The organism is Pseudanabaena sp. FACHB-2040, assembly GCF_014696715.1.
Taxonomy (GTDB): Bacteria; Cyanobacteriota; Cyanobacteriia; order Phormidesmidales; family Phormidesmidaceae; genus JACVSF01.
The window spans coordinates 133,873-153,643 of sequence record NZ_JACJQO010000012.1; the positions used below are offsets into that span (position 1 = coordinate 133,873).

Sequence of the window (19,771 nt, forward strand, 5' to 3'; positions counted from 1 at the left end):
AGTTCGAATTGACGAGGAGCGCTGCGCTAGCAGAACTGCCTAACTAAAGTCTTCCCGCTTGTTGTAAAGGTTGCCGCTATCTAAGGACACCGTATCGACAATGGCTACCACAGTGGCATCCACAGGTCGGTCGGTGTACCCTTCATGCTGCCGAGAACCACTGCCCCGGCTAATGAGAACCCACTCTCCTGAGCCTGCCCCCACAACATCAGCTGCTACCTCATAATCTGGCAGGAGTTCGCCAGTTTCGCTGATCAGCTGAACTAGTAAAAGTTTCACACCTCTCAGGCTCGGTTCTTTGACGGTGCTAACCACGGTGCCGCGAACCTTCGCCAAGAGCATTTAGCTTCTCCCTAACGACCGTAGGGGCGGATGCCGCTTACGCTCTCCCGGAATTGTTCAACAGCTTCGGTGTACCGGATGGGCAGTACAAACTCTAGGTTTTCGTGGGGACGAGCAATGATGTGGGTAGACAGCACCTGTCCTCCATTCACCCGCTTAACGTTCTCGATGCCTGCAGCAACGGAAGCCTGAACTTCGGATACATCGCCGCGAACAATTACGGTGACGCGACCGCTACCGATTTTTTCGTAGCCTACCAGGGTCACCCGAGCGGCTTTTACCATTGCGTCTGCAGCTTCCACGACAGCGGGGAAACCTAGGGTCTCAACCATTCCAACTGCGATCGCCATTTGAAAAATTCCTCTTTACTATTAGTGAAGCGAGTGATGACGGACTGATATAGACGAGCCGCCTGCAAGCAATTTAGCGTACAACTGAGCAATATCTACCGATTTAAAAGCGGCTGACCCCTTCAGTTGAGCCTTGAAACCTAGGATCGAAACTGTTCAACCGCCTCGGTATAGCGAATGGGCAGAACAAATTCCAGGTTTTCATGGGGGCGAGCAATGATGTGAGTAGAGAGTACCTCGCCTCCATTCACCCGCTTGGCAGATTCAACGCCTGCAGCAACCGAGGCCTGGACTTCAGACACGTCTCCACGGACAATCACAGTGACCCGACCACTGCCGATCTTCTCATAACCAACTAAGGTTACACGAGCTGCTTTAACCATGGCATCAGCAGCTTCTACAACGGCAGGGAAACCCAGGGTCTCAATCATTCCAACAGCAATGGGCATCGTCGTAATCTCCTCAATCAAGCAGACCTAATTGATGAACCGATTACTGACAGCAATTTAGCGCTTTTGAGGCGCAAAAATAGGCATCTCGGGATTTAACGAGACGGACTTCTGCTATCAATAAAGTTCAAAGAAAAAGCCTGGAAAACTCCTATCGTAAGTCAAGCATAGGTGTTGAAGGGTCCCTTTTGCAATATAAGCCGTAATGATTGTTGCTAATATTTAGCATTATTAAAACTAATGTCGATTTGTTTGGTGAATCGCTATAAATCTTTGGATTCACTTAAGTAGGCACTCACTTGGGCTTTAGTGTCTACCGCCGAAAGGATGTGCTCGGAACAAAATGGTGCTTCTTTGGTGCTTCTTGAAAGTAGCCTGATCGAGCTGTTTCAGAGGGTGCAGCGGATCAGGTAGGATGAAAATGAGTATTAAATTTTTTGGTAATCTTGATTGACTGTGACGATGACTGAGTACCCCTAAAGTCCCTCTACCCTGGCTGTTCAACCTACGTTGTCCCAGGACTGAGGTGAGCTGAATTGGCGTACCTGGAAATCTTAACGGTTGGATAGCTGGCAGTGCCTTTCATAGGGCAGCCCGAAAGCTCTAGCTAGTCATATTAATCGCCTTTAGTAGGCAGAGAAATGTTCTGTCTTGTCGTCAAGGGTCCTGGAAATGGCTCAGTTTTTGATCGAGACGAGTTGGCTACTGCCGGTCTATGGGTTGATTGGCGCGATCGCATCGCTGCCCTGGTCAACTGGCTGGGTACGGCGCACTGGCCCTCGTCCGGCAGCATACCTCAACATTTTCATGACTTTGGTGGCCTTTGCTCACGGTATGGCCATCTTTCGTGGCATTTGGAACCAGGGGTCACAGGAGCTGATCTTTACCTGGTTTGAGGCAGCCGATCTGAAGCTAACGTTTGCCCTAGATCTTTCCGTGGTCAACATGGGGGCGCTGGAGCTGATCGCTGGCTTGAGCCTGTTGGCCCAGGTTTTTGCTCTGGGCTATATGGAGAAAGACTGGGCACTGGCCCGCTTCTTCTCGCTGATGGGCTTTTTTGAAGGAGCCATGAGCGGAATTGTGCTGAGCGGCTCTTTGTTTTTGTCCTACTCATTGCTGGAGATTTTGACCCTCTCTACCTATCTTTTTGTGGGCTTTTGGTACGCCCAACCGCTGGTAGTGACGGCAGCACGAGATGCATTTTTAACCAAGCGCATTGGTGATGTGCTGCTGCTGATGGGGCTGATTGCCCTGTCTGCTTTTGCTGGCAGCCTCAACTTCAATGACCTCTATGAGTGGGTGAAAACTGCTGATTTGGCCCCAATGACCGCAACGCTGCTGGGGCTGGCTCTGATTGCAGGGCCTACCGGCAAATGCGCTCAGTTTCCCCTGCACCTGTGGCTGGATGAAGCCATGGAAGGTCCCAGCCCGGCCTCGATTTTGCGGAACTCTGTGGTGGTGATGTGTGGGGCTTACGTCTTGATTCGGCTGCAGCCGGTAGTGGTGCTGTCGCCAGTTGCCCTACAGGCATTGGTAGTAATTGGGGCTGTGACGGCAGTAGGGGCCTCTCTAGTTGCCATTGCTCAAATCGACCTAAAGCGGACACTCTCTTATACAACTAGCGCTTATTTGGGTCTGGTCTTTATTGCTGTAGGCACCGAGTGGCCTGGGGTGGCGCTGATGCTGCTGTTTACCCATGCGATCGCAAAAGCCCTGCTCTTTATGTCCGTTGGCTCTATCATCCTGACGGCTAGCGGCCAGAACCTGACCGAACTTGGCGGCCTAGCCCGCAAGATGCCGGCTACAACCCTAGCCTTTGTAGCGGGTGCCTTGGGCATGGTAGGCGTGCTGCCGCTGGGCTGTTTCTGGGCTATGCGGCTGGGCTTAGACTTTCTCTGGGGAGATCACCCGCTGCTGGTTGCCGTATTTTTGCTGGTTAACGGGCTAACGGCCCTCAACCTGATGCGGGTGTTTCGCCTGGTCTTTCTAGGGCCGGCCCAGGCTAAAACGCGGCGTGCGCCTGAGGTGGCTTGGCAGATGGCGGTGCCGATGGTCGTCCTCTCGATTACGACCCTGCTGTTGCCTTTGGTGATGCAGCAGATGTCGCTGCTGCCCCCTTGGCGCTACATCAACCCCCCCGCGACTGCTCTGTTAGTCGTCTCTGGCCTCGTGGGGATGGGTTTAGGCATTTGGGTGCCGCTTTCCAAATCGCTCATTCGTTCGCTCAACCGGCCTGTTCGCATTTTGCAGGACCTCCTAGCCTACGACTTCTATACAGAATCGCTCTATCGGGTGACGGTCGTGCTGCTGGTCGGCTCGATGGCTCGCTTTAGCAACTGGTTTGATCGCTATGTCGTAGATGGCCTAGTCAACGCTGTGGGGCTGGTTTCTCTGCTTAGCGGCGAGAGCTTGAAATACAGCATTTCCGGGCAGTCTCAGCTCTATCTCCTGACGATCATTACGGGCGTGAGCCTGTTGGGAATTTTCATGACCTGGTCACTTTGGTAGGTGAGTAGTCGTATCTATGCTCAGTGCTCTGCTTCTGATTCCAATTGTTGGGGCCATTGCAATTATTCTTTGGCCCGGAGAGCTTAAAGCTGCCCAGGCGCGGAGGGCTGCTATGGCAATCTTGGCCTTTAGCCTGATTTGGGTAGTGCTGCTGGCCAGCCGATTTGATATCCACAGTTCGGGCATGCAGTTTGAAGAGGTGCTGGCTTGGGTTGAGCCTCTGGGCCTGACCTACAAGCTGGGCATGGACGGGCTTTCTCTGCCGCTGCTAATCATCAACAGCCTGCTCAGTCTGGTCGCTATCTATGCGACTTCTACTACCATTCATCGGCCCCGGCTGTATTTCTCGCTCATGCTGCTGATCAATGGGGCTGTAGCCGGGGCTTTTCTGTCAGAGAATTTGCTGCTGTTTTTCCTCTTCTACGAGCTAGAGCTGATTCCGCTTTATCTGCTGATTGCCATTTGGGGTGGGGCGCGACGGGGCTACGCTGCCACTAAGTTTTTGATCTACACTGCGCTCTCCGGCATTTTGATTTTGGGGGCCTTTTTGGGGCTGACCTGGCTTTCTGGCAGCAACAGCTTTGACTTTGACCCCAGCATGGCCCAAACCCTCACCCTGACCGAGCAGACTGTACTGCTGGTGACGATTCTGATTGGGTTTGGCATTAAGGTGCCGCTATTTCCCTTTCATACCTGGCTGCCCGATGCCCACGTTGAGGCTTCGACGCCGGTTTCGGTTCTGCTGGCTGGGGTGCTCCTAAAGCTGGGCACCTATGGCCTATTGCGCTTTGGCTTTGGTCTGTTCCCGGAGGCGTGGTTTAGCATCGCGCCGTGGTTGGCTTCTTGGGCTGTGGTCAGTGTGCTCTACGGTTCGCTGGCGGCCATTTCTCAGACTGATATGAAGAAGATGGTGGCCTACAGCTCTGTTGGTCACATGGGCTACGTGCTGCTAGCGGCGGCGGCGGCCACGCCTTTGAGCATTTTGGGGTCTGTGCTGCAGATGATCAGCCACGGTCTGATTTCAGCTCTGCTATTTTTGCTGGTGGGCGTGGTTTACAAAAAAACGGGCACGCGGGATCTGACCGTGCTGCGGGGGCTGCTCAACCCAGAGCGAGGGCTGCCGATCATTGGCTCACTGATGATTTTGGGCGTGATGGCCAGTGCTGGTATTCCAGGCATGGTGGGTTTTATTTCCGAGTTTCTGGTGTTTCGGGGTAGCTTTACGGCCTTTAGCACGCAGACTTTGCTGTGTATGCTCGGCTCGGGTCTGACGTCGGTTTACTTCCTGCTGCTGGTGAACCGGTCCTTTTTTGGGCGGCTTGCGATCGCACCTCCCACTGCGACGACCCAACTCGATGTCAACCTGCCGCCGGTGGCCTGGTCCGACCGATTCCCAGCGGTGGTGCTGGCTCTGATAATTTTGGCCCTGGGCTTGCAGCCAAGCTGGATGACTCGCTGGAGCGAAAACACCACGCTGGCCCTGCACCAGCCCTACAGCGCAGTGGCCCAACTGTCGCACCCACAGGTTTCCCAACTGCCCATTTCGGTTTCCTGCTCTGATATCGCTGATGAGGTCTGCCAGCCATGATCACCCACCCTGCCTCGGTCGATGCCGACATTCACCCGCTGGAGTCGTTTGTAAAGCGGCTACTTCAGGGAGATGCCCTGCTACCCGACACCGAAACCAACGTGCTTGAGGTCGTCGGTATTCTTAAGAGCTACGGGGTCGTGCTAGATGCCTACTCAATCAACCTCTGTTACATGGCCGACCACCAGTTTCTGGTGCTCTTTCCCTTTTTTAAGTACTTCAACGGCGAAGTGACCCTGCAAAAGCTGCTGAAGTTCTGGTGGCATGATCGCATCAATTACGAGTACGCCGAATACTGTATGCGGACAATGCTATGGCACGGCGGCGGTGGCCTTGACAACTATCTTGACTCGCCTGACTTTGCCCAGCGCTGCGAGGCTGCTGTGCAGGCCAAGACCAAGCACAACCCGCCGATTCGGCTGCTACACAAGCTGTGCCCCGATTTCCTACCTGAGCAGGTGCGAATGCTGGCCTATACCAGCGCTTTGGGCCAGTTTTGGCGGGTGATGAGCGATATGTTTATAGAACTGTCCGATCGCTATGACCGGGGCGAAGTTCGTACCATTCCCGACGTAGTAAACCATGTTAAGGCTGGGCTAGTTGCAGCTGCCGCCAACCCCATTACCTATTCGGTGACGATTGATGGCCAGGTTTATGACCTGTTGCCTGAGTCAGCTGGCTTGACCTTCCTGATGGATACCGCCGTACCCTACGTAGAAGCCGTTTTCTTCCGGGGCACCCCTTTTCTGGGAACGGTTTCCTACAATGCTCAGGCAGGGCAAATTCCCGAGGAACAGAACCGCTTTGAGTACGGAGCGCTCTACGCTGATCCAGTGCCCATTGGCGGGGCGGGCATTCCACCGACCTTGTTAATGCAGGACATGCGGCACTTTTTGCCAGAGTATCTGCACGACTTCTACCGCCAGAGCCTGCGGGGTGAAGATGATATTCGGGTGCAGATTTGCCAGAGCTTTCAAAAGTCAATGTTTTGTGTGACCACAGCCGCGATTCTAGGGCTCATGCCCCACCCGGCAGACACGCAAAATGCCGCTGAGCAGCAGGCGAACCGCGACTACCTGCTCAGCTGGATGAATCGATTTATGACCTCCCGCCTGGCTGTCGTTCAGCTGGGGTAGGCCGTTCAGCAGTTCTACGTGGGCTGGCTGATTCTTTAAACTGAAGGTATGCCCAGGAGCAACGACCATGACGGCTGTATCTCCCCAGTTCACTATTCAAACTTATCCGTCTACCGACGGTGAACCTGTGGCAGAAACCTTTGGCCATCTCTATGCCATGCTGATAACCCTAGAGGTGTTGCGGCGGTATCTCACAGGTCAACAGGCTACCGTTCTCAGCAATCAGTTTCTCTACTATGCTCAGGGTTTTCCTAAGCTGAGGGTAGCTCCCGACGTCATGGTAATCTTCGACGTACAGCCCGGAGGCCGTGACAACTACAAAATCTGGGAGGAAGGCAAAACCCCAGCCGTCATCTTTGAGATGACTTCTAAAGCTACCCAAGAGCAAGACCAATCCTTTAAAAAAACGCTGTATCAACAGCTCGATGTCGAGGAATATTGGCTGTTTGATCCCAAGGGGGAGTGGATCCCGGAGCAGCTTAGGGGCTACCGGCTCCAGGGCAATGAGTACCTCCCCATTGCTGACCAAATCAGCCAGCCTCTAAAACTTCGCTTGGCGGTAGAAGGAGAACTCATCAGCTTTTACCGCCTCGATACTGGCGAAAAGCTCCTCATCCCTGATGAAATGGCCACAGCCCTAGCGGAGTCAACCGCTCAACTAGAAGCAGAACGAAAGCGAATCGCAGCGCTAGAAGCAGAGCTAGCCCGATACCGTCAGCAGTACGGCGATATTTTGGAGAATTAGCCTAGGAAATTCTTACAGCAGCGCTTAAGACTCTAATAGGGCGAGTAGGTCAGCTTCGGACAAGATAGAAATGCCCAGAGTTTGGGCTTTAGTGAGCTTAGAGCCCGCCTCTTCTCCGGCCACAACATAGCTTGTTTTCTTGCTGACTGAACCCGTCACTTTGCCGCCCGCCTGCTCAATCAAGGCCTGGGCTTCATTGCGTGAGAGGGTTGGCAGGGTGCCGGTTAGCACAAAGGTTTTTCCGGCTAAGGGGCGGGGAGCCGATTGGCGTTGGGCGATCGCATCTGCATCTGCTGCTAGCTGTAGCCCCTCAGCCTGGAGCCGTTTGATTAGCGTTTGGTTGGCGGGCAGCTGAAACCAGGTATACACGGAGCGAGCGATCTCAGGGCCAATGCCGAATACGGCTGCGATCGCAGCTGGTTCAGCCGCCGCCAACTCATCCACCGTCAAAAAATTCTCTGCCAAAGTTTGGGCATTGACGCTGCCGACATGGCGAATGCCCAGGCCGTAGAGCACACGGGACCAGGGCTTAGATTTGGAGGTTGCGATCGCATCTATTAGCTTCTGGGCTAGCTGCTGGCCCATGCGCTCTAATGGCAGCAGCGTGTCTACCGTCAGGTCGTAGAGATCGGCAACCGAGTGCACCAGACCCCGCTCGACCAGCTGCACGATCCACTTCTCTCCTAGCCCAGCAATATCCAGGGCATTGCGGCTGGCCCAGTGAATAATCGCCCCTTGCACAATCGCCGGACAAGAACTGTTAATGCAGCGGGTGACCGCCTCATCTTCTGGCTTTACCAGGGGCTGGCTACACTCGGGGCAGTGGCTAGGCATGTGCGCCAGCGCTGCCTCGGCTGGCCTCAGCTCAGTCAGCACCCGCACCACCTCTGGAATGATCTCCCCGGCCTTACGAATAATCACCGTGTCGCCAGCATGGATATCCAGTTCAGTCATCCGGTCAGCATTGTGCAGCGTCGCCCGCGCCACCGTCGTGCCTGCCACCTGCACCGGGCGTAGCTCGGCCACCGGGGTCACTGCCCCAGTGCGCCCCACCTGAAAGCTGACCTGCTCCAGCACCGTCGGCACTTCCTCCGCCGGATATTTCAAGGCCACAGCCCAGCGAGGAAACTTTTGGGTAAAGCCCAACCGCCGCTGCAGGTCAAAGTCATTCAGTTTGACCACCACCCCATCAGTCATGTAGGGCAGCTGCAGTCGCTCAGTGTCCCAACGATCGTAAAACTCGCCTACTTCCTGGGCAGATCCACACAGCGTGCAGTTGGGGTTGACCTTAAAGCCCATTTCTTGAAGTTGTTGAAGGGCCTGCCATTGAGATGCAGCGGGGCAGAGAAGTGGGGAAGCGGGGGATTCAGGAACAGCTTTAGTCTCTTTCTGCCCTCCTGCCCCCTTGCCTCCTTGTCCTCCTGCCTCTTTCCCCTCTGGCACCTGCAGCGTGTAAGCAAAAAAATCTAGCTTACGCTCCGCTACCTTGCGAGAATCTAGCTGGCGCAGGGTGCCTGCGGCGGCGTTGCGGGGGTTAGCGAAGCGGGCTTCTCCCTTGGCCTGACGTTCCTCATTGATCTGCTCGAAGACATTGAGGGGGAGAAAGGCTTCTCCGCGTACCTCAACGACGGGAGGCGGATTTTCCAGGGCCAGCCGCAGGGGAATAGAGCGAATGGTCTTCACGTTTTGAGTGATGTCTTCTCCTTCTACTCCGTCTCCTCGGGTTGCGCCCCGCACTAGCAGGCCGTTTTCGTAGGTTAGGGCTAGGGCTGAGCCGTCGATCTTTAGCTCCGCCACGTAGCCAACTTCCCCGGCTTGGGGCTCTAGTCGCCGCCAGCGGTCTTCCCAGACCTGAAATTCGGCCAGGTCAAATGCATTTTCCAGGCTGTAGAGGGGAATATTGTGGCGGACAGAGGTGAACTGGGTCGCGGGTTTTTCGCCAACACGCTGGGTTGGGCTATCAGGGGCTACCAGTTCCGGGTGGGCCGCCTCTAGATCCTGCAGTTCCCGATACAGCCGGTCATAAACCTCATCGGGCAGGATGGGATCGTCGAGGGCATAGTAGGCGTAACTGGCTTTTTGCAGCTGCGATCGCAACTCCAGCACCCGCGTTTCTAAGCTTTGGCGGGAAGGTTGGCCCGTCGAAGTCCCCATGAATTTTGTCCGATGGCTGTTGAGTAAAGTAGCTCAGAGGTTAGTGTAACGCTGTTTGTCGTGGAGATATTTTAGCGAGAACCTGAAAACCGCTAACTCTGATACAAAATGTCAGCGCAATTTTCCCAGATCCTTAGAAGGACGAGTAGAGTAGGTTGTCATCTACCTATGGGAGCGATATCGTCAGCTATTCATAAAATGTAAGCAGCAGTGAGAGCTATAGATCTGACGGTGATAGCTGCCGTTCTGCTTCGCTCCTCTAACGCAGTCTTTAGCCCCAAGGGGCCTTGTCTTCCCTCCCCAATCATCCATCCTTAAATTAGGAGCCTGTTTGAACATGAGCAATCGGAAAAGGCCATTTCATTTGTCCCGCCGTCAGGTCGTTCGGGGACTGTTGGCAACGACGGCCTTTGGCCTGACGGCCAAGCTGAACACTGGTTGTGCCAGCCAGTCTGGCGGCGCTGGAACTGCTGGCGGTAGCGCCGAAGACCTGGTTGTGGGCTTTATTTATGTTGGCCCAAAGGATGACTACGGCTACAACCAGGCGCATGCTGAGGGAGCGGCGGCAATGGCTGCCAATGTGCCCGGCATCCGAATTGTGGAAGAGGCCAGCGTTCCTGAAACGACCGCCGTGGCTGAAACCATGCGGAACATGATCGAAATTGATGGGGCCAAGGTGCTTTTCCCTACTTCCTTTGGCTATTTCGATCCCTACATTTTGGAGCTAGCCCAGGAGTTTCCTGACGTGCAGTTTTTCCATGCGGGCGGCCTCTATGAAGACGGCATGCCCGAAAACGTCGGTAGCTACTTTGGCTACATTGACGAGGCGCAATACATTGCTGGTATCATCGCAGGCAGCACCAGCAAGACAGGCCGACTCGGCTTTGTGGCGGCTAAGCCTATCCCGCAGGTGCTTCGCAACATTAATGCCTATACTCTGGGAGCCAAGTCGGTTAACCCGGAAGCGACTACGCAGGTGATCTTTACCGGCGATTGGGCGCTGCCAGTAAGAGAGGCCGAAGCGACCAACAGCATGGCCGACCAAGGCATCGATGTGGTCACCTCTCACGTCGACAGCCCCAAAGTCGTGATCGAAACGGCAGAGCGCCGAGGTATTTTCTCCACTGGCTACCACGCAAATCAGAGCAATCTAGCTCCCAAGGGCTATCTGACTGGGGCTGAGTGGGACTGGTCTAGTATCTATACCCAGCTAGGTCAACAGTTCACTGAAGGCAAGACCCTGATGAATGGCGACATTGACAATGTCCTGCGGGGCGGTATGGCCGAAAACTTCTGTAAGATGTCGCCCTACGGTGAGGCTGTCAGCGCCGATGCTAGAAGCGCTGCAGACGCTGCCTTAGCCGAACTGAAGAGTGGCGATCCGGTCATCTACGCTGGGCCGCTTAAGAGCAATGATGGCAAAGAAATATTGCCCGCTGGTCAAGACTATAAGCAGACCGACATTGAGCTAGAGAAGATGGACTATCTAATTGAAGGCGTGAGAGGGTCTATCAGTAGCTAAGCTGGCTGTCCCTGTCGGCGTGGGGCTAGGCTTCGTCTCGACAGGGGCTTCCTTTTTGCCTGTTTTCCTTATTGGCTGAACCCATGCTGATATCTCAACCCTGGCGGCGGTCTGCGGAGGCAGTGGTGATCCCGATCGCGGCCATTCTGGCAGCGCTGCTAATTTTCGGTATATTTTGTGCGATCGCAGGGGCCAATCCCTTTGGCGTCTACGGCTCTATCTACCGAGCGGCCTTTGGTAGCTGGAGCGCCTGGCAAAATACGCTGATACGCGCTGCGCCACTAATGCTGACAGCGCTCTGCACAGCTTTACCTGCCCGCCTAGGCCTGGTGATCATCGGCAATGAGGGAGCGCTGGTCATGGGCGGCCTAGCGGCGCTGGTGGTCGGTCTGGCGGTTAATACTGCTCTGCCGCCGCTGCTGGTGCAGATCGCAATGGCCCTGGGCGGCATTGTGGCTGGGGGGCTGTGGATTATGCTGGCCGGGGCGCTGCGGTATTATCGGGGTGTCAATGAGACGATCAGCAGCCTGCTGCTGAACTACATTGCGATCGCATTCATGAACCACCTAGTCGAAGGCCCCCTGCGCGATCCCAACTTTGTCACCAAGCCCTCTAGCTTCGAGCTGGCTCAGGCCAACTGGCTAGGTACCCTGCCCACCACCCGCGTCCACTTCGGCCTGCTTTACGGTCTGGTGGCCTGTATCATTGCCTACCTGCTGATTCAGCGCACCACTTTTGGCTTTGCCGCTCGCACTGCTGGGGGCAACATTCGCGCTGCTCGCATTGCCGGTCTACCCGTCGGCAGGCTGACCCTAGCCATCTGTTTTTTAGCGGGCTCCTGCGCTGGGTTGGCTGGAATGGTCGAGATTGCGGCTGTGCAGCGACGCATTAACGAATCAATTGTGTCTAACTACGGCTACTCAGGCATTTTGGTGGCCTTTGTGTCGCGGCATAACCCCCTGGCAACAGTGCTGGTGGCGGTAATGCTGGGCGGCATTTTGGCTAGCGGCGGCATTCTGCAGCGATCGCACGGGCTGCCCGATGCAACCGTACTGGTCTTTCAGGGAATTGTTTTCTTGTGCGTTCTCTTTAGCGATTCTCTCTACGGGCGGTTCGCATTTTTCCAAGAGCAAACCATTGTGCGGCCCAAAGGTACCGCTGCCGCTTAGTGGTGAGTCACCAGCATAGACAAACAGCTCCGCGTTTCAACAACACCCTGTACTCGGTTTAACTATGGCAGCAGAAGCACTTGGCTGGTGGGGCGTTCCCCTGGGGATCTTGGCAGGCACCCTGCGAGGCAGCGCCCCGTTTCTCTTTGTGAGCCTGGGCGAGTGCCTGACCGAAAAAAGCGGCAAGATCAACCTGGGCCTAGAGGGCACGCTGCTGATGGGGGCGATGAGCGCCTACGGCGTGTCTTTCCTGACTCAAGGCTGGGCCGGACCAGTCTTGGCCCCCTGGCTGGGGGTGCTGGTGGCAGGCATCGCTGGCATGGCAATGGGGGCCATTTTTGGCTGGCTCTCGCAGCAACCCCGCGTTAATGATGTGGCGGTAGGCATTGCCATGATCATCTTTGGCAGCGGCTTGGCTTTTTTCCTGGGTAAGCCTTTCATTCAACCTCAGGCTCCCCAACTCATGACATTTAACCTGGGAGCTTGGAGCAGCCTAGCGCCGGTGCGGTCGGCTCTGCAGATTAGCCCGCTGTTTTTGCTGGGAGTAGCCGTGGTGCCCCTGATGAACTGGTTTTTCCGCTCGACCCGCTGGGGGCTTTATGTACGGGCTGTAGGAGATAGCCCAGAAGCTGCCAAGGCGATGGGCATCTCGATTTTCAAAGTGCGAATGCTGAGTGTAATGGCGGGCAGCTTTTTGTCAGGCATTGGCGGAGCCTGCCTGTCGCTGTACTACCCTGGCGTTTGGACAGAGCGAATCTCTAGCGGCCAAGGGCTGATGGCGGTGGCATTGGTGATCTTTGCCCGTTGGAATCCCACCCAGTGCCTCTGGGCCTCGCTGCTGTTTGGCGGCGCTCAAGCGCTGGGCCCCGCCTTTCAATCGATAGGAATTGACTCCTACTACTACCTGTTCAACGCTGCCCCCTACATCCTGACGCTGGTGATTATGGTTTTGACCTGTTCACCCAAGCGCACTCTAGCCGGTGCCCCAGGTGCTCTGGGTAAAGAAGATTCCTAAACCAAAAAAAAGGAGAGGTCGTTTGACCTCTCCTTTTCACAGATTTCAAATGAATGCTGCCCCTAGTGAGGACAGCTAACCAACTACTAGCTCGCCAAGTATCCATGCATGGAAGACTTGCGGCGGCGCAGGTGCTTGAGGGCCTGCTGCTCAAGCTGGCGAACTCGCTCACGACTGATGTTCATGCGGTTGCCAACCTTGGCTAGAGACAGCTCGTTACCGTCTTCTAGACCGTAGCGCAGGGTAATGACTTCCTGCTGCTGCGGGGTTAGCTCAGCCAGCAAGGTTCTCAGGTCTTGCTTGAGCGATTCCTGGGCTGTGAAGGTCTCGGGAGAGATGCCCTCGTCTTCTAACAGCTCCTGCAGCTCAGTATCTTGGTTGTCGCCAATGCGAACATCTAGAGAGATGGGCTGGCGAGACAGCACCAAGAACTCACGGATCTGCTTGGGCTCTAGCTCTAGCTCATCACCAATCTCGTTGGCGGTAGGAGCCCGACCTAGCTTCTGAGACAGCTCGCGCTGCACCCGCTTGATCTTGTTGAGCTTTTCGGTGATGTGGATAGGCAGGCGGATGGTGCGGGCCTGTTGGGCGATCGCACGGGTAATGGCCTGACGAATCCACCAGTAAGCGTAGGTTGAGAACTTGTAGCCCTTGGTTGGGTCAAACTTCTCGACGCCGCGCTCTAGGCCCAGCGTGCCCTCCTGGATTAGATCCAGGAACTCCAGGTTGCGCTTCTGGTATTTCTTTGCGATCGCAACGACCAGTCGCAGGTTGGCCTCAATCATCTTGCGCTTGGCCCGCTGGCCCTGGCGGATCTGCTTATCGAGATCCTCGACACTAAGCTTAACGGCTTCGGCCCACTGCTCTTGAGTTGGTGCCTCACCCAGTTGATCGACGAGCTGCTCCTGCGCTTCGAGCAGCGTCATCATCTGCATGACCTGCTTACCCAAGATAATCTCTTGCTCATGGGTCAGCAAAGGCACCCGCCCTATCTCATGTAGATAGGTCCGCACAGCATCTGCTGTGTAGAGAGGTTGGCTTTTAGAGATACGGGATTTGGTTTTAGGCATGGACTCACTCGCCTCCACTGACAATGCTGATAACGCCCCAAAACTGACTGAATAGAAAACTGAGAAAGGAGATGCTCCAGTCTACTGATGATTCAAATACTTGGTAAGTAAAAATCAAAAGTTCTGAATGGCCTGAGGTTGACACTGAGGGCTGTCCCAACACGAACAAAGACTGCACTGGTCAACCGGGTTTCGCTGATACATCTTGGGGATAAGGACGGCAACGCCCATCCCTAAAGTTTCAGCTCGCTAGACCTCAAACAAAAACACTACAAGCAACTCCGAGAATCAGAGCCTTAATCAAAACCGTTATGAGTTTATCCTTCCTATACTATAGCAACCTTAAAGTTGCGTAAAGTGCTACAAGCGCAAACCCTGCAATCTACTCATCGAACGGCTGAAATAGGCTGCCGCCAGTATTCTCAGGGAAAATGACGGGACACTGTTGGCTGAACCAACTCCTATATTGTCTCGCCTGCGGCTAAAAAGCCTGTGGGGAAAGCCCCCCCAAACAACCGAACATTGGACCTTTGTGCCGAAAAACCGACAAAACCACCGATTTTGCTAGCCCTGAGGTATTTCTCAGGAGCGTTAAAACTCGACTTTGTGGTTGCATTGCCCGATTGAAAGACCATACTGCCATAGCCATGTTGCTAAGGCATAACAAGCTTGTGGCACCCATGTGACAATAGTGCCTGATCAGCCCCAGACTAACCTCCCTCGATCGGGTCTTAAGCTTTTTTCAATAGGGGCAATTTACACCCTGCCGCAGGGGGGGGACTCATTTAAGTCAATACCTTTCTCTTGAGAGAGCGTAATCGAGTTCACAGCTGTTACATTGCTTAACAACAACACAAAACGTTGTCTTCTGGCGAGCGACAATTTTTCTAATCTGCCTGCTCTGCCCCTATACCACCCTCAGGAGAACAGATTATGACTAGCAATCCTAACCCCGATACCGGTTACGAAAATCAATTTCAACGCAAGTACGGCGAGTTTGGCACCAAATTTGAATTTGGCTCCAACCCCTCCGCTGAACTATGGAATGGCCGTCTAGCTATGCTGGGCTTCCTCGGCGCTCTGCTGATTGAAGCAACCACTGGTCAAGGCTTCTTCCATTGGCTGGGCCTGTTCTAAACAACGGCTAAAGCCAAAGCGTATTCTATATAATCGCACTCAATTCCAAGAAGGGATGAATCAGTTTCATCCCTTTTTTCTGTTTAATCACTTGGCTTGTACCAATTCTCCTAGCTAACTCAACCGCAGTTACAGATCTAGCACTGGGTGCAAGTCTCTGCGCCTCTACTAAGGATCATCTGTAGTCAAACCTTCTATAACGATTTAGTAACCAAGTCAGTGACAAAAACGAGCCAAAAAGAAGCGTTGCTGGATCAACTCTGGCTTCTAGCCAAAAAATTCCTGCAACGCTTATGCTAGGGACCGCCCAACGGCAGCCCCTGAGAAAGTCAATACCCTACCACCAGGTACGCTCGCCATTTTCATCGGTGCGAGCCTGACGAATGACGTCGGAAATCTCATCCGCATCCTTGACGTGGTGGAGCGCCTTTTGGCTGCCGTCGGGTTCATCTACTACGAAGTAGGTGGGCACAACGATATGGTCGCCCGTGATGTCGGGGGCATCAACAGCAACCTGTTGAGATTTCTCCTCTAAAGATTTAGAGTCGTCAATGCGATCTCCCGGGTTGACTGTCATCCTGGGATTTTGGCGCAGCGCCTCGCGGTGCTCGGCCTTTTGCTTTGGATCTACCGCTTCAGGAGTCAGGGGTTGCCGGATCTCCTGGTTGCCGGAGTTATTGTTGTCTGAGCTGTTTTGATTGGTCATAAATACCTCCTGTCAAGCCTCCTGTATCGGGGCAAGTCTTATATACAGTAACGACCAGATGGTTTGAGCGATATCGCTCAAAAGCTTTAAGATTGCCAACCGGCAGGCAGATCAATGGGTGCGCCTTCTGACTTTTCTGCGTTGGCTCCTGGCTTGCTAACAATCTGTACGGTGCTGGCTTGAGGGCCTTCCTCGCCTTCTTGCACAAAGCAGTGGACTCCTGTTCCTAGCGTTAAGCGGTCAAAGTCGTTGTTGAGTACACTGTTGCGGTGAAAGTAGATCTCCTGGCCATCCAAATCTCTGAGAAAGCCATAGCCTTCCTCAGGGAAGAGCTGGGTAACAATGGCTCCCATCTCCTGATCGGGGTGGCTTTTAGTCCGGTTTTGCTGACGATCGACTAGCTTAACCAACTGCTTCCGAGCTGCATCAAAGGCGCTACGAACAACAGATTCTAGCGGGATGTGCTGAGTGCTTTCGGCAGGATTTTTAGCAACTGCCAGTTCGTGTCCGGGGGGGACGGTCAGATCAACTCGTACCCGGAAGGGAGAGCCGTGATCAGGGTGGTCATGAACTTTTTCGACAGCGACCCGACAGCTGCTGATGTGGTCACATACCTCTTCTAGCTTGGCCACCTTTTCCTGAATCAACGTTTCCAGGGCTGAGGTTTTGTCTAGATTGCGGTACGTAACCTCCAATGGAACTTGCATGAAATTTCTCTCCTGCTTAAGGGCTATGCTAACCTGCGTTGCCTTAGTTAACTTCCTAGCAGGTTCGCGTTTATCTGTAATAGCCAATGGCAGGGGCTAGAAACCTCGTTCTAGGGAAGGAAACCTTCGTTCTTAAGGGGTAGGGCCAAGGTTGACATGCTTGCTTGGTTGCCCTATTCTGATTTGTCAGCCTGCTTTATACTAAGAAAAGCCAATAAAAAGACCGGCCTTAACCGGTCCCGAGAGGTAGACAATAACGCGAAATTGCGTCATGGAGTTAGCAGATTTATTGTTGCAGTCGCTTACTGCTCAAGCGTCTACCTGAAGATAGATTGCTGCTGATAGGCAGACCTGTAGGCAAGCTTGCTAACGTGGGGTTAACGGTACTCGCCCTCTGCTACGACCTCCCAGTTTTCGCCATCGGCCGAAATCAGAACCCGCAGTTCATATTGAGTGGGATATGTAGAGTTGGTATCTTCAAGGTAGGGCTGGTAGATGTAGCAGATTTGTGCTTCGGGGTGGCTCTGGTAAAGCATCAACTCGTTACTTACCGAGTCGAATTCGGCGTAGTTTTCCAGGTCGCTAAAGCTAGCATCAAATAGGCATAGGGTAAAGTCTTGGGCTTGAGGGTTCCAGCCGAAGATTTTGAAGGGGAGGCACCCCATTGGGCCATGTAAAGTCTCCCAGCTCCGGTTAGTCAAGATTAAAAAGCTCTGGGTTTGCAGGCCCGCTAAGCCGGGAAAAGGTGCGATCGCACCTCTGGCCTCATCCCATGTGGCTTCAGATGTAATAGCCCTACGACTCGAAAAAGACTGCATAGTTCTTATCCCAATTTGCAGCAACGACGTCAGTCTCAGTTCCTGTCTGCTGTGCCCGGGCCTATCGTTTGCAACAGGCTTAGCGCGTAAGCAATCAGATCCTACAAACTGAGGCTACTCAGGAGTTGACTAGACCTATGAGGATTGGAGCCAGCCTAATTTTTTGCAACTGCCCTCAGCATTTATCGCATGATAGGGCGACCCTAAGTGGCCTTGCAACCTTTACTCTAGAGCTATACCGCTTGGCCAACGAGGGTTAGCGGGTCTCTGTAAGATGGGCGACCGCGCTAGCCAACTGACGCATCTCTACAGGTTTTTGCAAATGCATTTGGTAGCCCGATTCGAGGGCCTGAAGCTGGGTTTCGGGCTGGGTCGATGGGGTAAGTGCGATCGCAGGTAGCGGTTCTTTGAGCCTGCCATCTAGCGCCCGCACCTGTTGAATCAACGTCAAGCCATCGCCATCGGGCAACGCTAGATCGCTGACCAGCACATGGGGCTGAAAAGTCTGCAGCAGAGCCATGGCCTCCTCCATAGAACTAACGGCATTGACCATAGCTCCAGTTCCAGCCAACATGGCGGTATAGAGATCGCGGGACTCGTCTTCCGCTTCTACCAGCAGTACCCGCACCTCATCTAGTTCAGGTTGCTTCTCTGGGCGATCAGGCGTTTGGCTGGGCAAGGAAATCTCAGACGTATCATTACTCACCACCAGTTGAGGCAAAAACACGCTAAAAGTAGACCCCTGCCCCGGACCCGGGCTCTCGGCTCGAATACTGCCGCCGTGAAGCTCGACTAGGTGACGCACAATGGCTAGCCCTAAACCCAGCCCAGTGTAGTTACGCGTGGGGGAGCTATCTCCTTGGTAAAACCGCTCAAACAGATGGGGCAGAAGGGCAGATTCAATGCCTCTGCCGTTGTCTTGCACTTCAATGTCAATATGGCCGTTGATTCGGTTGAGCCGAACATCAATTCGGCCCCCATGAGGCGTAAATTTCACAGCATTAGACAGCAGATTCCAGACTACCTGCTGCAGGCGGTTGCGATCGCCCATCACCAGTCCGACCTGCGGAGAGAAATCAGTCACTAAAAAGATATTCTTTGCCTGCACAGCGGGCAGCATGACCTCAATGGCCGAGAGCACTACAGACCTAACGTCTACAGGTTCAACATTGAGCCGTAGTTCACCTCGCACAATGCGAGACACATCCAAAACATCTTCAATCAGCCGTTTTAGGGCATCTAAGTTGCGTTGAACGGTTTGAAAGGCCTGTTGCGTCATCTTGTCATTCAATTTCCGCCGATGCAGCAGCTGCACCCAGCCCTGCATCGCGTTAAGCGGCGTCCGCAGCTCGTGGGAGAGGGTCGCCAAAAACTCATCTTTAACTCGGTTGGCTGTTTCCGCCTGCTCCCTAGCCGCTTGTTCCCGTGCCAATAGTTCCTCTCGTTCCTGCTCGGCTTTTTTACGGGCCGTAATGTCGCGCCAGGTGACGACCACGCCATCGCCAAATTTAGCTGCTCGCACATCCAGGGCTAGCGCCAGTTGAGCCTGCGCTCCGTAGCCCTCATACAGCAGAGACTCCTTGACCAGCGGCACCCCAGTTTCGACAACTCGGCAATAGGCTTCTAGCAGTCCGGTTTTGGTATGAATGGGAAAGTGCTCACAGAGCAGCTGGCCAGCTTCAACCCTGCCTGCTGCTGCAAACTGCTGAATAGCGGCGCGATTGACATACTCAATGCGAAAATCGACAATCTTACCACTGCTATTGCGCACCGCAGCATAGATGCCAAAGCAGTCTAGCATCGTTTCTACCGACACCCTAAAGCGATCTTCGCTGGCCTTTAGGGCTGATTCTGCTCGCAGTCGGGCTTGCCGCTCCTGCCGCTCTCGCAAAGCTCGTTTAACAGCCAAGATGAGGCGATCCAACCGCTGTTTTAGGACGTAGTCTGTTGCGCCCTGCTTCAGAGTTTCGATGGCTAGCTCTTCGCCCAAAACACCTGTCACCAGAATGAAGGGAATATCTGGATATTGGCTGCGGATAATCTCTAGAGCGGAAAGACCGTCAAAGTAAGGCAGTGAATAGTCAGCCAGAATTAGATCGATTTCAGTATTTCTCAAAACTGACAGAAACGTTTCTCGGGTTTCTACGCAGTAAAACTGCCCAGCAATTCCTGCTCCCACCAGAGTAGAACGAATCATTTCTCGATCAAAAGCAATATCCTCCAGAAGTAGAATGCGTGGATAAGTCATGGGTTCGGCCCTACAGAAGCAATGAGGAACACACTCAGAATGGCTAATCTTCAGATCCTAAGCTTTACCCCTAAGCTCTGCTAATGAACGGAGTAGATTAGCTTAAA

At 53.9% G+C, this 19,771-nt stretch carries 17 protein-coding genes; 8 read left to right on the forward strand and 9 right to left on the reverse strand.

What is annotated here, in order from left to right:
* Positions 1 to 39 precede the first annotated feature (39 nt).
* The 3 genes from H6G13_RS15325 to H6G13_RS15335 all read right to left on the reverse strand — a co-directional run bounded on the left by H6G13_RS15325 (position 40) and on the right by H6G13_RS15335 (position 1,141).
* On the reverse strand, positions 40 to 342 hold the full coding sequence (locus H6G13_RS15325; RefSeq protein WP_190484172.1) for a EutN/CcmL family microcompartment protein: 303 nt from the start codon (positions 340 to 342) through the stop codon (positions 40 to 42).
* An 11-nt stretch (positions 343 to 353) separates the two neighbouring features.
* Positions 354 to 692, reverse strand: a complete 339-nt coding sequence (locus tag H6G13_RS15330) for a carbon dioxide-concentrating mechanism protein CcmK (protein ID WP_080806052.1) — start codon at positions 690 to 692, stop codon at positions 354 to 356.
* Between the two features lie 140 nt (positions 693 to 832).
* The gene (locus H6G13_RS15335) at positions 833 to 1,141 is read right to left on the reverse strand and encodes a carbon dioxide-concentrating mechanism protein CcmK (RefSeq protein ID WP_190484174.1); all 309 of its coding nucleotides are present in this window, start codon (positions 1,139 to 1,141) and stop codon (positions 833 to 835) included.
* Between the two features lie 672 nt (positions 1,142 to 1,813).
* On the opposite strand from H6G13_RS15335, the gene H6G13_RS15340 reads away from it, so the two are divergent.
* The 4 genes from H6G13_RS15340 (at position 1,814) to H6G13_RS15355 (ending at position 7,118) form a co-directional block, all read left to right on the forward strand.
* Positions 1,814 to 3,649 (forward strand): NAD(P)H-quinone oxidoreductase subunit F, encoded by a 1,836-nt coding sequence (locus H6G13_RS15340; protein ID WP_190484176.1) that lies wholly within the window; start codon positions 1,814 to 1,816, stop codon positions 3,647 to 3,649.
* A 16-nt stretch (positions 3,650 to 3,665) separates the two neighbouring features.
* Entirely contained in the window at positions 3,666 to 5,237 is a 1,572-nt protein-coding gene (locus tag H6G13_RS15345) for an NADH-quinone oxidoreductase subunit M (protein ID WP_190484178.1), read from the forward strand.
* Positions 5,234 to 6,373: a CO2 hydration protein gene (locus H6G13_RS15350; protein WP_190484180.1), complete on the forward strand. Its 1,140-nt coding sequence runs from the start codon at positions 5,234 to 5,236 to the stop codon at positions 6,371 to 6,373. Before H6G13_RS15345 ends, H6G13_RS15350 begins: the two co-directional genes overlap by 4 nt.
* Positions 6,374 to 6,440: 67 nt before the next feature.
* On the forward strand, positions 6,441 to 7,118 hold the full coding sequence (locus H6G13_RS15355) for a Uma2 family endonuclease (protein WP_190484181.1): 678 nt from the start codon (positions 6,441 to 6,443) through the stop codon (positions 7,116 to 7,118).
* Positions 7,119 to 7,142: 24 nt separating this feature from the next.
* On the opposite strand, the gene ligA is transcribed toward H6G13_RS15355, so the two are convergent.
* On the reverse strand, positions 7,143 to 9,272 hold the full coding sequence (ligA, locus tag H6G13_RS15360) for an NAD-dependent DNA ligase LigA (RefSeq protein ID WP_190484183.1): 2,130 nt from the start codon (positions 9,270 to 9,272) through the stop codon (positions 7,143 to 7,145).
* A 337-nt stretch (positions 9,273 to 9,609) separates the two neighbouring features.
* Between ligA and H6G13_RS15365 the strand changes: the two genes are divergently transcribed.
* The 3 genes from H6G13_RS15365 (at position 9,610) to H6G13_RS15375 (ending at position 12,978) form a co-directional block, all read left to right on the forward strand.
* Positions 9,610 to 10,794 carry a BMP family ABC transporter substrate-binding protein gene (locus tag H6G13_RS15365; protein ID WP_190484185.1) on the forward strand — a complete coding sequence of 395 codons (1,185 nt, stop codon included), beginning with the start codon at positions 9,610 to 9,612 and terminating at the stop codon, positions 10,792 to 10,794.
* Between the two features lie 83 nt (positions 10,795 to 10,877).
* Positions 10,878 to 11,963 carry an ABC transporter permease gene (locus tag H6G13_RS15370; protein ID WP_190484187.1) on the forward strand — a complete coding sequence of 362 codons (1,086 nt, stop codon included), beginning with the start codon at positions 10,878 to 10,880 and terminating at the stop codon, positions 11,961 to 11,963.
* Positions 11,964 to 12,027: 64 nt separating this feature from the next.
* Positions 12,028 to 12,978 (forward strand): ABC transporter permease, encoded by a 951-nt coding sequence (locus H6G13_RS15375; protein WP_190484189.1) that lies wholly within the window; start codon positions 12,028 to 12,030, stop codon positions 12,976 to 12,978.
* Positions 12,979 to 13,064: 86 nt separating this feature from the next.
* Here H6G13_RS15375 and H6G13_RS15380 read toward each other — a convergent pair whose 3' ends face one another.
* Positions 13,065 to 14,048, reverse strand: a complete 984-nt coding sequence (locus H6G13_RS15380; RefSeq protein ID WP_190484191.1) for an RNA polymerase sigma factor, RpoD/SigA family — start codon at positions 14,046 to 14,048, stop codon at positions 13,065 to 13,067.
* A gap of 933 nt (positions 14,049 to 14,981) precedes the next feature.
* On the opposite strand from H6G13_RS15380, the gene H6G13_RS15385 reads away from it, so the two are divergent.
* The gene (locus H6G13_RS15385) at positions 14,982 to 15,185 is read left to right on the forward strand and encodes a chlorophyll a/b-binding protein (RefSeq protein WP_190484193.1); all 204 of its coding nucleotides are present in this window, start codon (positions 14,982 to 14,984) and stop codon (positions 15,183 to 15,185) included.
* A gap of 337 nt (positions 15,186 to 15,522) precedes the next feature.
* On the opposite strand, the gene H6G13_RS15390 is transcribed toward H6G13_RS15385, so the two are convergent.
* The 4 genes from H6G13_RS15390 to H6G13_RS15405 form a co-directional block, all read right to left on the reverse strand.
* Entirely contained in the window at positions 15,523 to 15,891 is a 369-nt protein-coding gene (locus H6G13_RS15390; protein WP_190484195.1) for a hypothetical protein, read from the reverse strand.
* Positions 15,892 to 15,977: 86 nt separating this feature from the next.
* Positions 15,978 to 16,598: an HPF/RaiA family ribosome-associated protein gene (locus H6G13_RS15395; RefSeq protein ID WP_190484197.1), complete on the reverse strand. Its 621-nt coding sequence runs from the start codon at positions 16,596 to 16,598 to the stop codon at positions 15,978 to 15,980.
* Between the two features lie 377 nt (positions 16,599 to 16,975).
* The gene (locus H6G13_RS15400) at positions 16,976 to 17,416 is read right to left on the reverse strand and encodes a hypothetical protein (protein WP_190484199.1); all 441 of its coding nucleotides are present in this window, start codon (positions 17,414 to 17,416) and stop codon (positions 16,976 to 16,978) included.
* A 256-nt stretch (positions 17,417 to 17,672) separates the two neighbouring features.
* Positions 17,673 to 19,664 (reverse strand): hybrid sensor histidine kinase/response regulator, encoded by a 1,992-nt coding sequence (locus tag H6G13_RS15405; RefSeq protein WP_190484201.1) that lies wholly within the window; start codon positions 19,662 to 19,664, stop codon positions 17,673 to 17,675.
* Between the last annotated feature and the right edge of the window lie 107 nt (positions 19,665 to 19,771).

What these genes read in the sequence shown, in the direction of transcription:
- H6G13_RS15390 (WP_190484195.1), bottom strand. Translation starts at nt 15,891, where the DNA reads ATGACCAATCAAAACAGCTCAGACAACAATAACTCCGGCAACCAGGAG.
- H6G13_RS15340 (WP_190484176.1), top strand. Translation starts at nt 1,814, where the DNA reads ATGGCTCAGTTTTTGATCGAGACGAGTTGGCTACTGCCGGTCTATGGG.
- H6G13_RS15325 (WP_190484172.1), bottom strand. Translation starts at nt 342, where the DNA reads ATGCTCTTGGCGAAGGTTCGCGGCACCGTGGTTAGCACCGTCAAAGAA.
- H6G13_RS15330 (WP_080806052.1), bottom strand. Translation starts at nt 692, where the DNA reads ATGGCGATCGCAGTTGGAATGGTTGAGACCCTAGGTTTCCCCGCTGTC.
- H6G13_RS15345 (WP_190484178.1), top strand. Translation starts at nt 3,666, where the DNA reads ATGCTCAGTGCTCTGCTTCTGATTCCAATTGTTGGGGCCATTGCAATT.
- H6G13_RS15350 (WP_190484180.1), top strand. Translation starts at nt 5,234, where the DNA reads ATGATCACCCACCCTGCCTCGGTCGATGCCGACATTCACCCGCTGGAG.
- H6G13_RS15380 (WP_190484191.1), bottom strand. Translation starts at nt 14,048, where the DNA reads ATGCCTAAAACCAAATCCCGTATCTCTAAAAGCCAACCTCTCTACACA.
- H6G13_RS15335 (WP_190484174.1), bottom strand. Translation starts at nt 1,141, where the DNA reads ATGCCCATTGCTGTTGGAATGATTGAGACCCTGGGTTTCCCTGCCGTT.
- H6G13_RS15370 (WP_190484187.1), top strand. Translation starts at nt 10,878, where the DNA reads ATGCTGATATCTCAACCCTGGCGGCGGTCTGCGGAGGCAGTGGTGATC.
- H6G13_RS15395 (WP_190484197.1), bottom strand. Translation starts at nt 16,598, where the DNA reads ATGCAAGTTCCATTGGAGGTTACGTACCGCAATCTAGACAAAACCTCA.
- H6G13_RS15405 (WP_190484201.1), bottom strand. Translation starts at nt 19,664, where the DNA reads ATGACTTATCCACGCATTCTACTTCTGGAGGATATTGCTTTTGATCGA.
- H6G13_RS15355 (WP_190484181.1), top strand. Translation starts at nt 6,441, where the DNA reads ATGACGGCTGTATCTCCCCAGTTCACTATTCAAACTTATCCGTCTACC.
- ligA (WP_190484183.1), bottom strand. Translation starts at nt 9,272, where the DNA reads ATGGGGACTTCGACGGGCCAACCTTCCCGCCAAAGCTTAGAAACGCGG.
- H6G13_RS15365 (WP_190484185.1), top strand. Translation starts at nt 9,610, where the DNA reads ATGAGCAATCGGAAAAGGCCATTTCATTTGTCCCGCCGTCAGGTCGTT.
- H6G13_RS15385 (WP_190484193.1), top strand. Translation starts at nt 14,982, where the DNA reads ATGACTAGCAATCCTAACCCCGATACCGGTTACGAAAATCAATTTCAA.
- H6G13_RS15375 (WP_190484189.1), top strand. Translation starts at nt 12,028, where the DNA reads ATGGCAGCAGAAGCACTTGGCTGGTGGGGCGTTCCCCTGGGGATCTTG.
- H6G13_RS15400 (WP_190484199.1), bottom strand. Translation starts at nt 17,416, where the DNA reads ATGCAGTCTTTTTCGAGTCGTAGGGCTATTACATCTGAAGCCACATGG.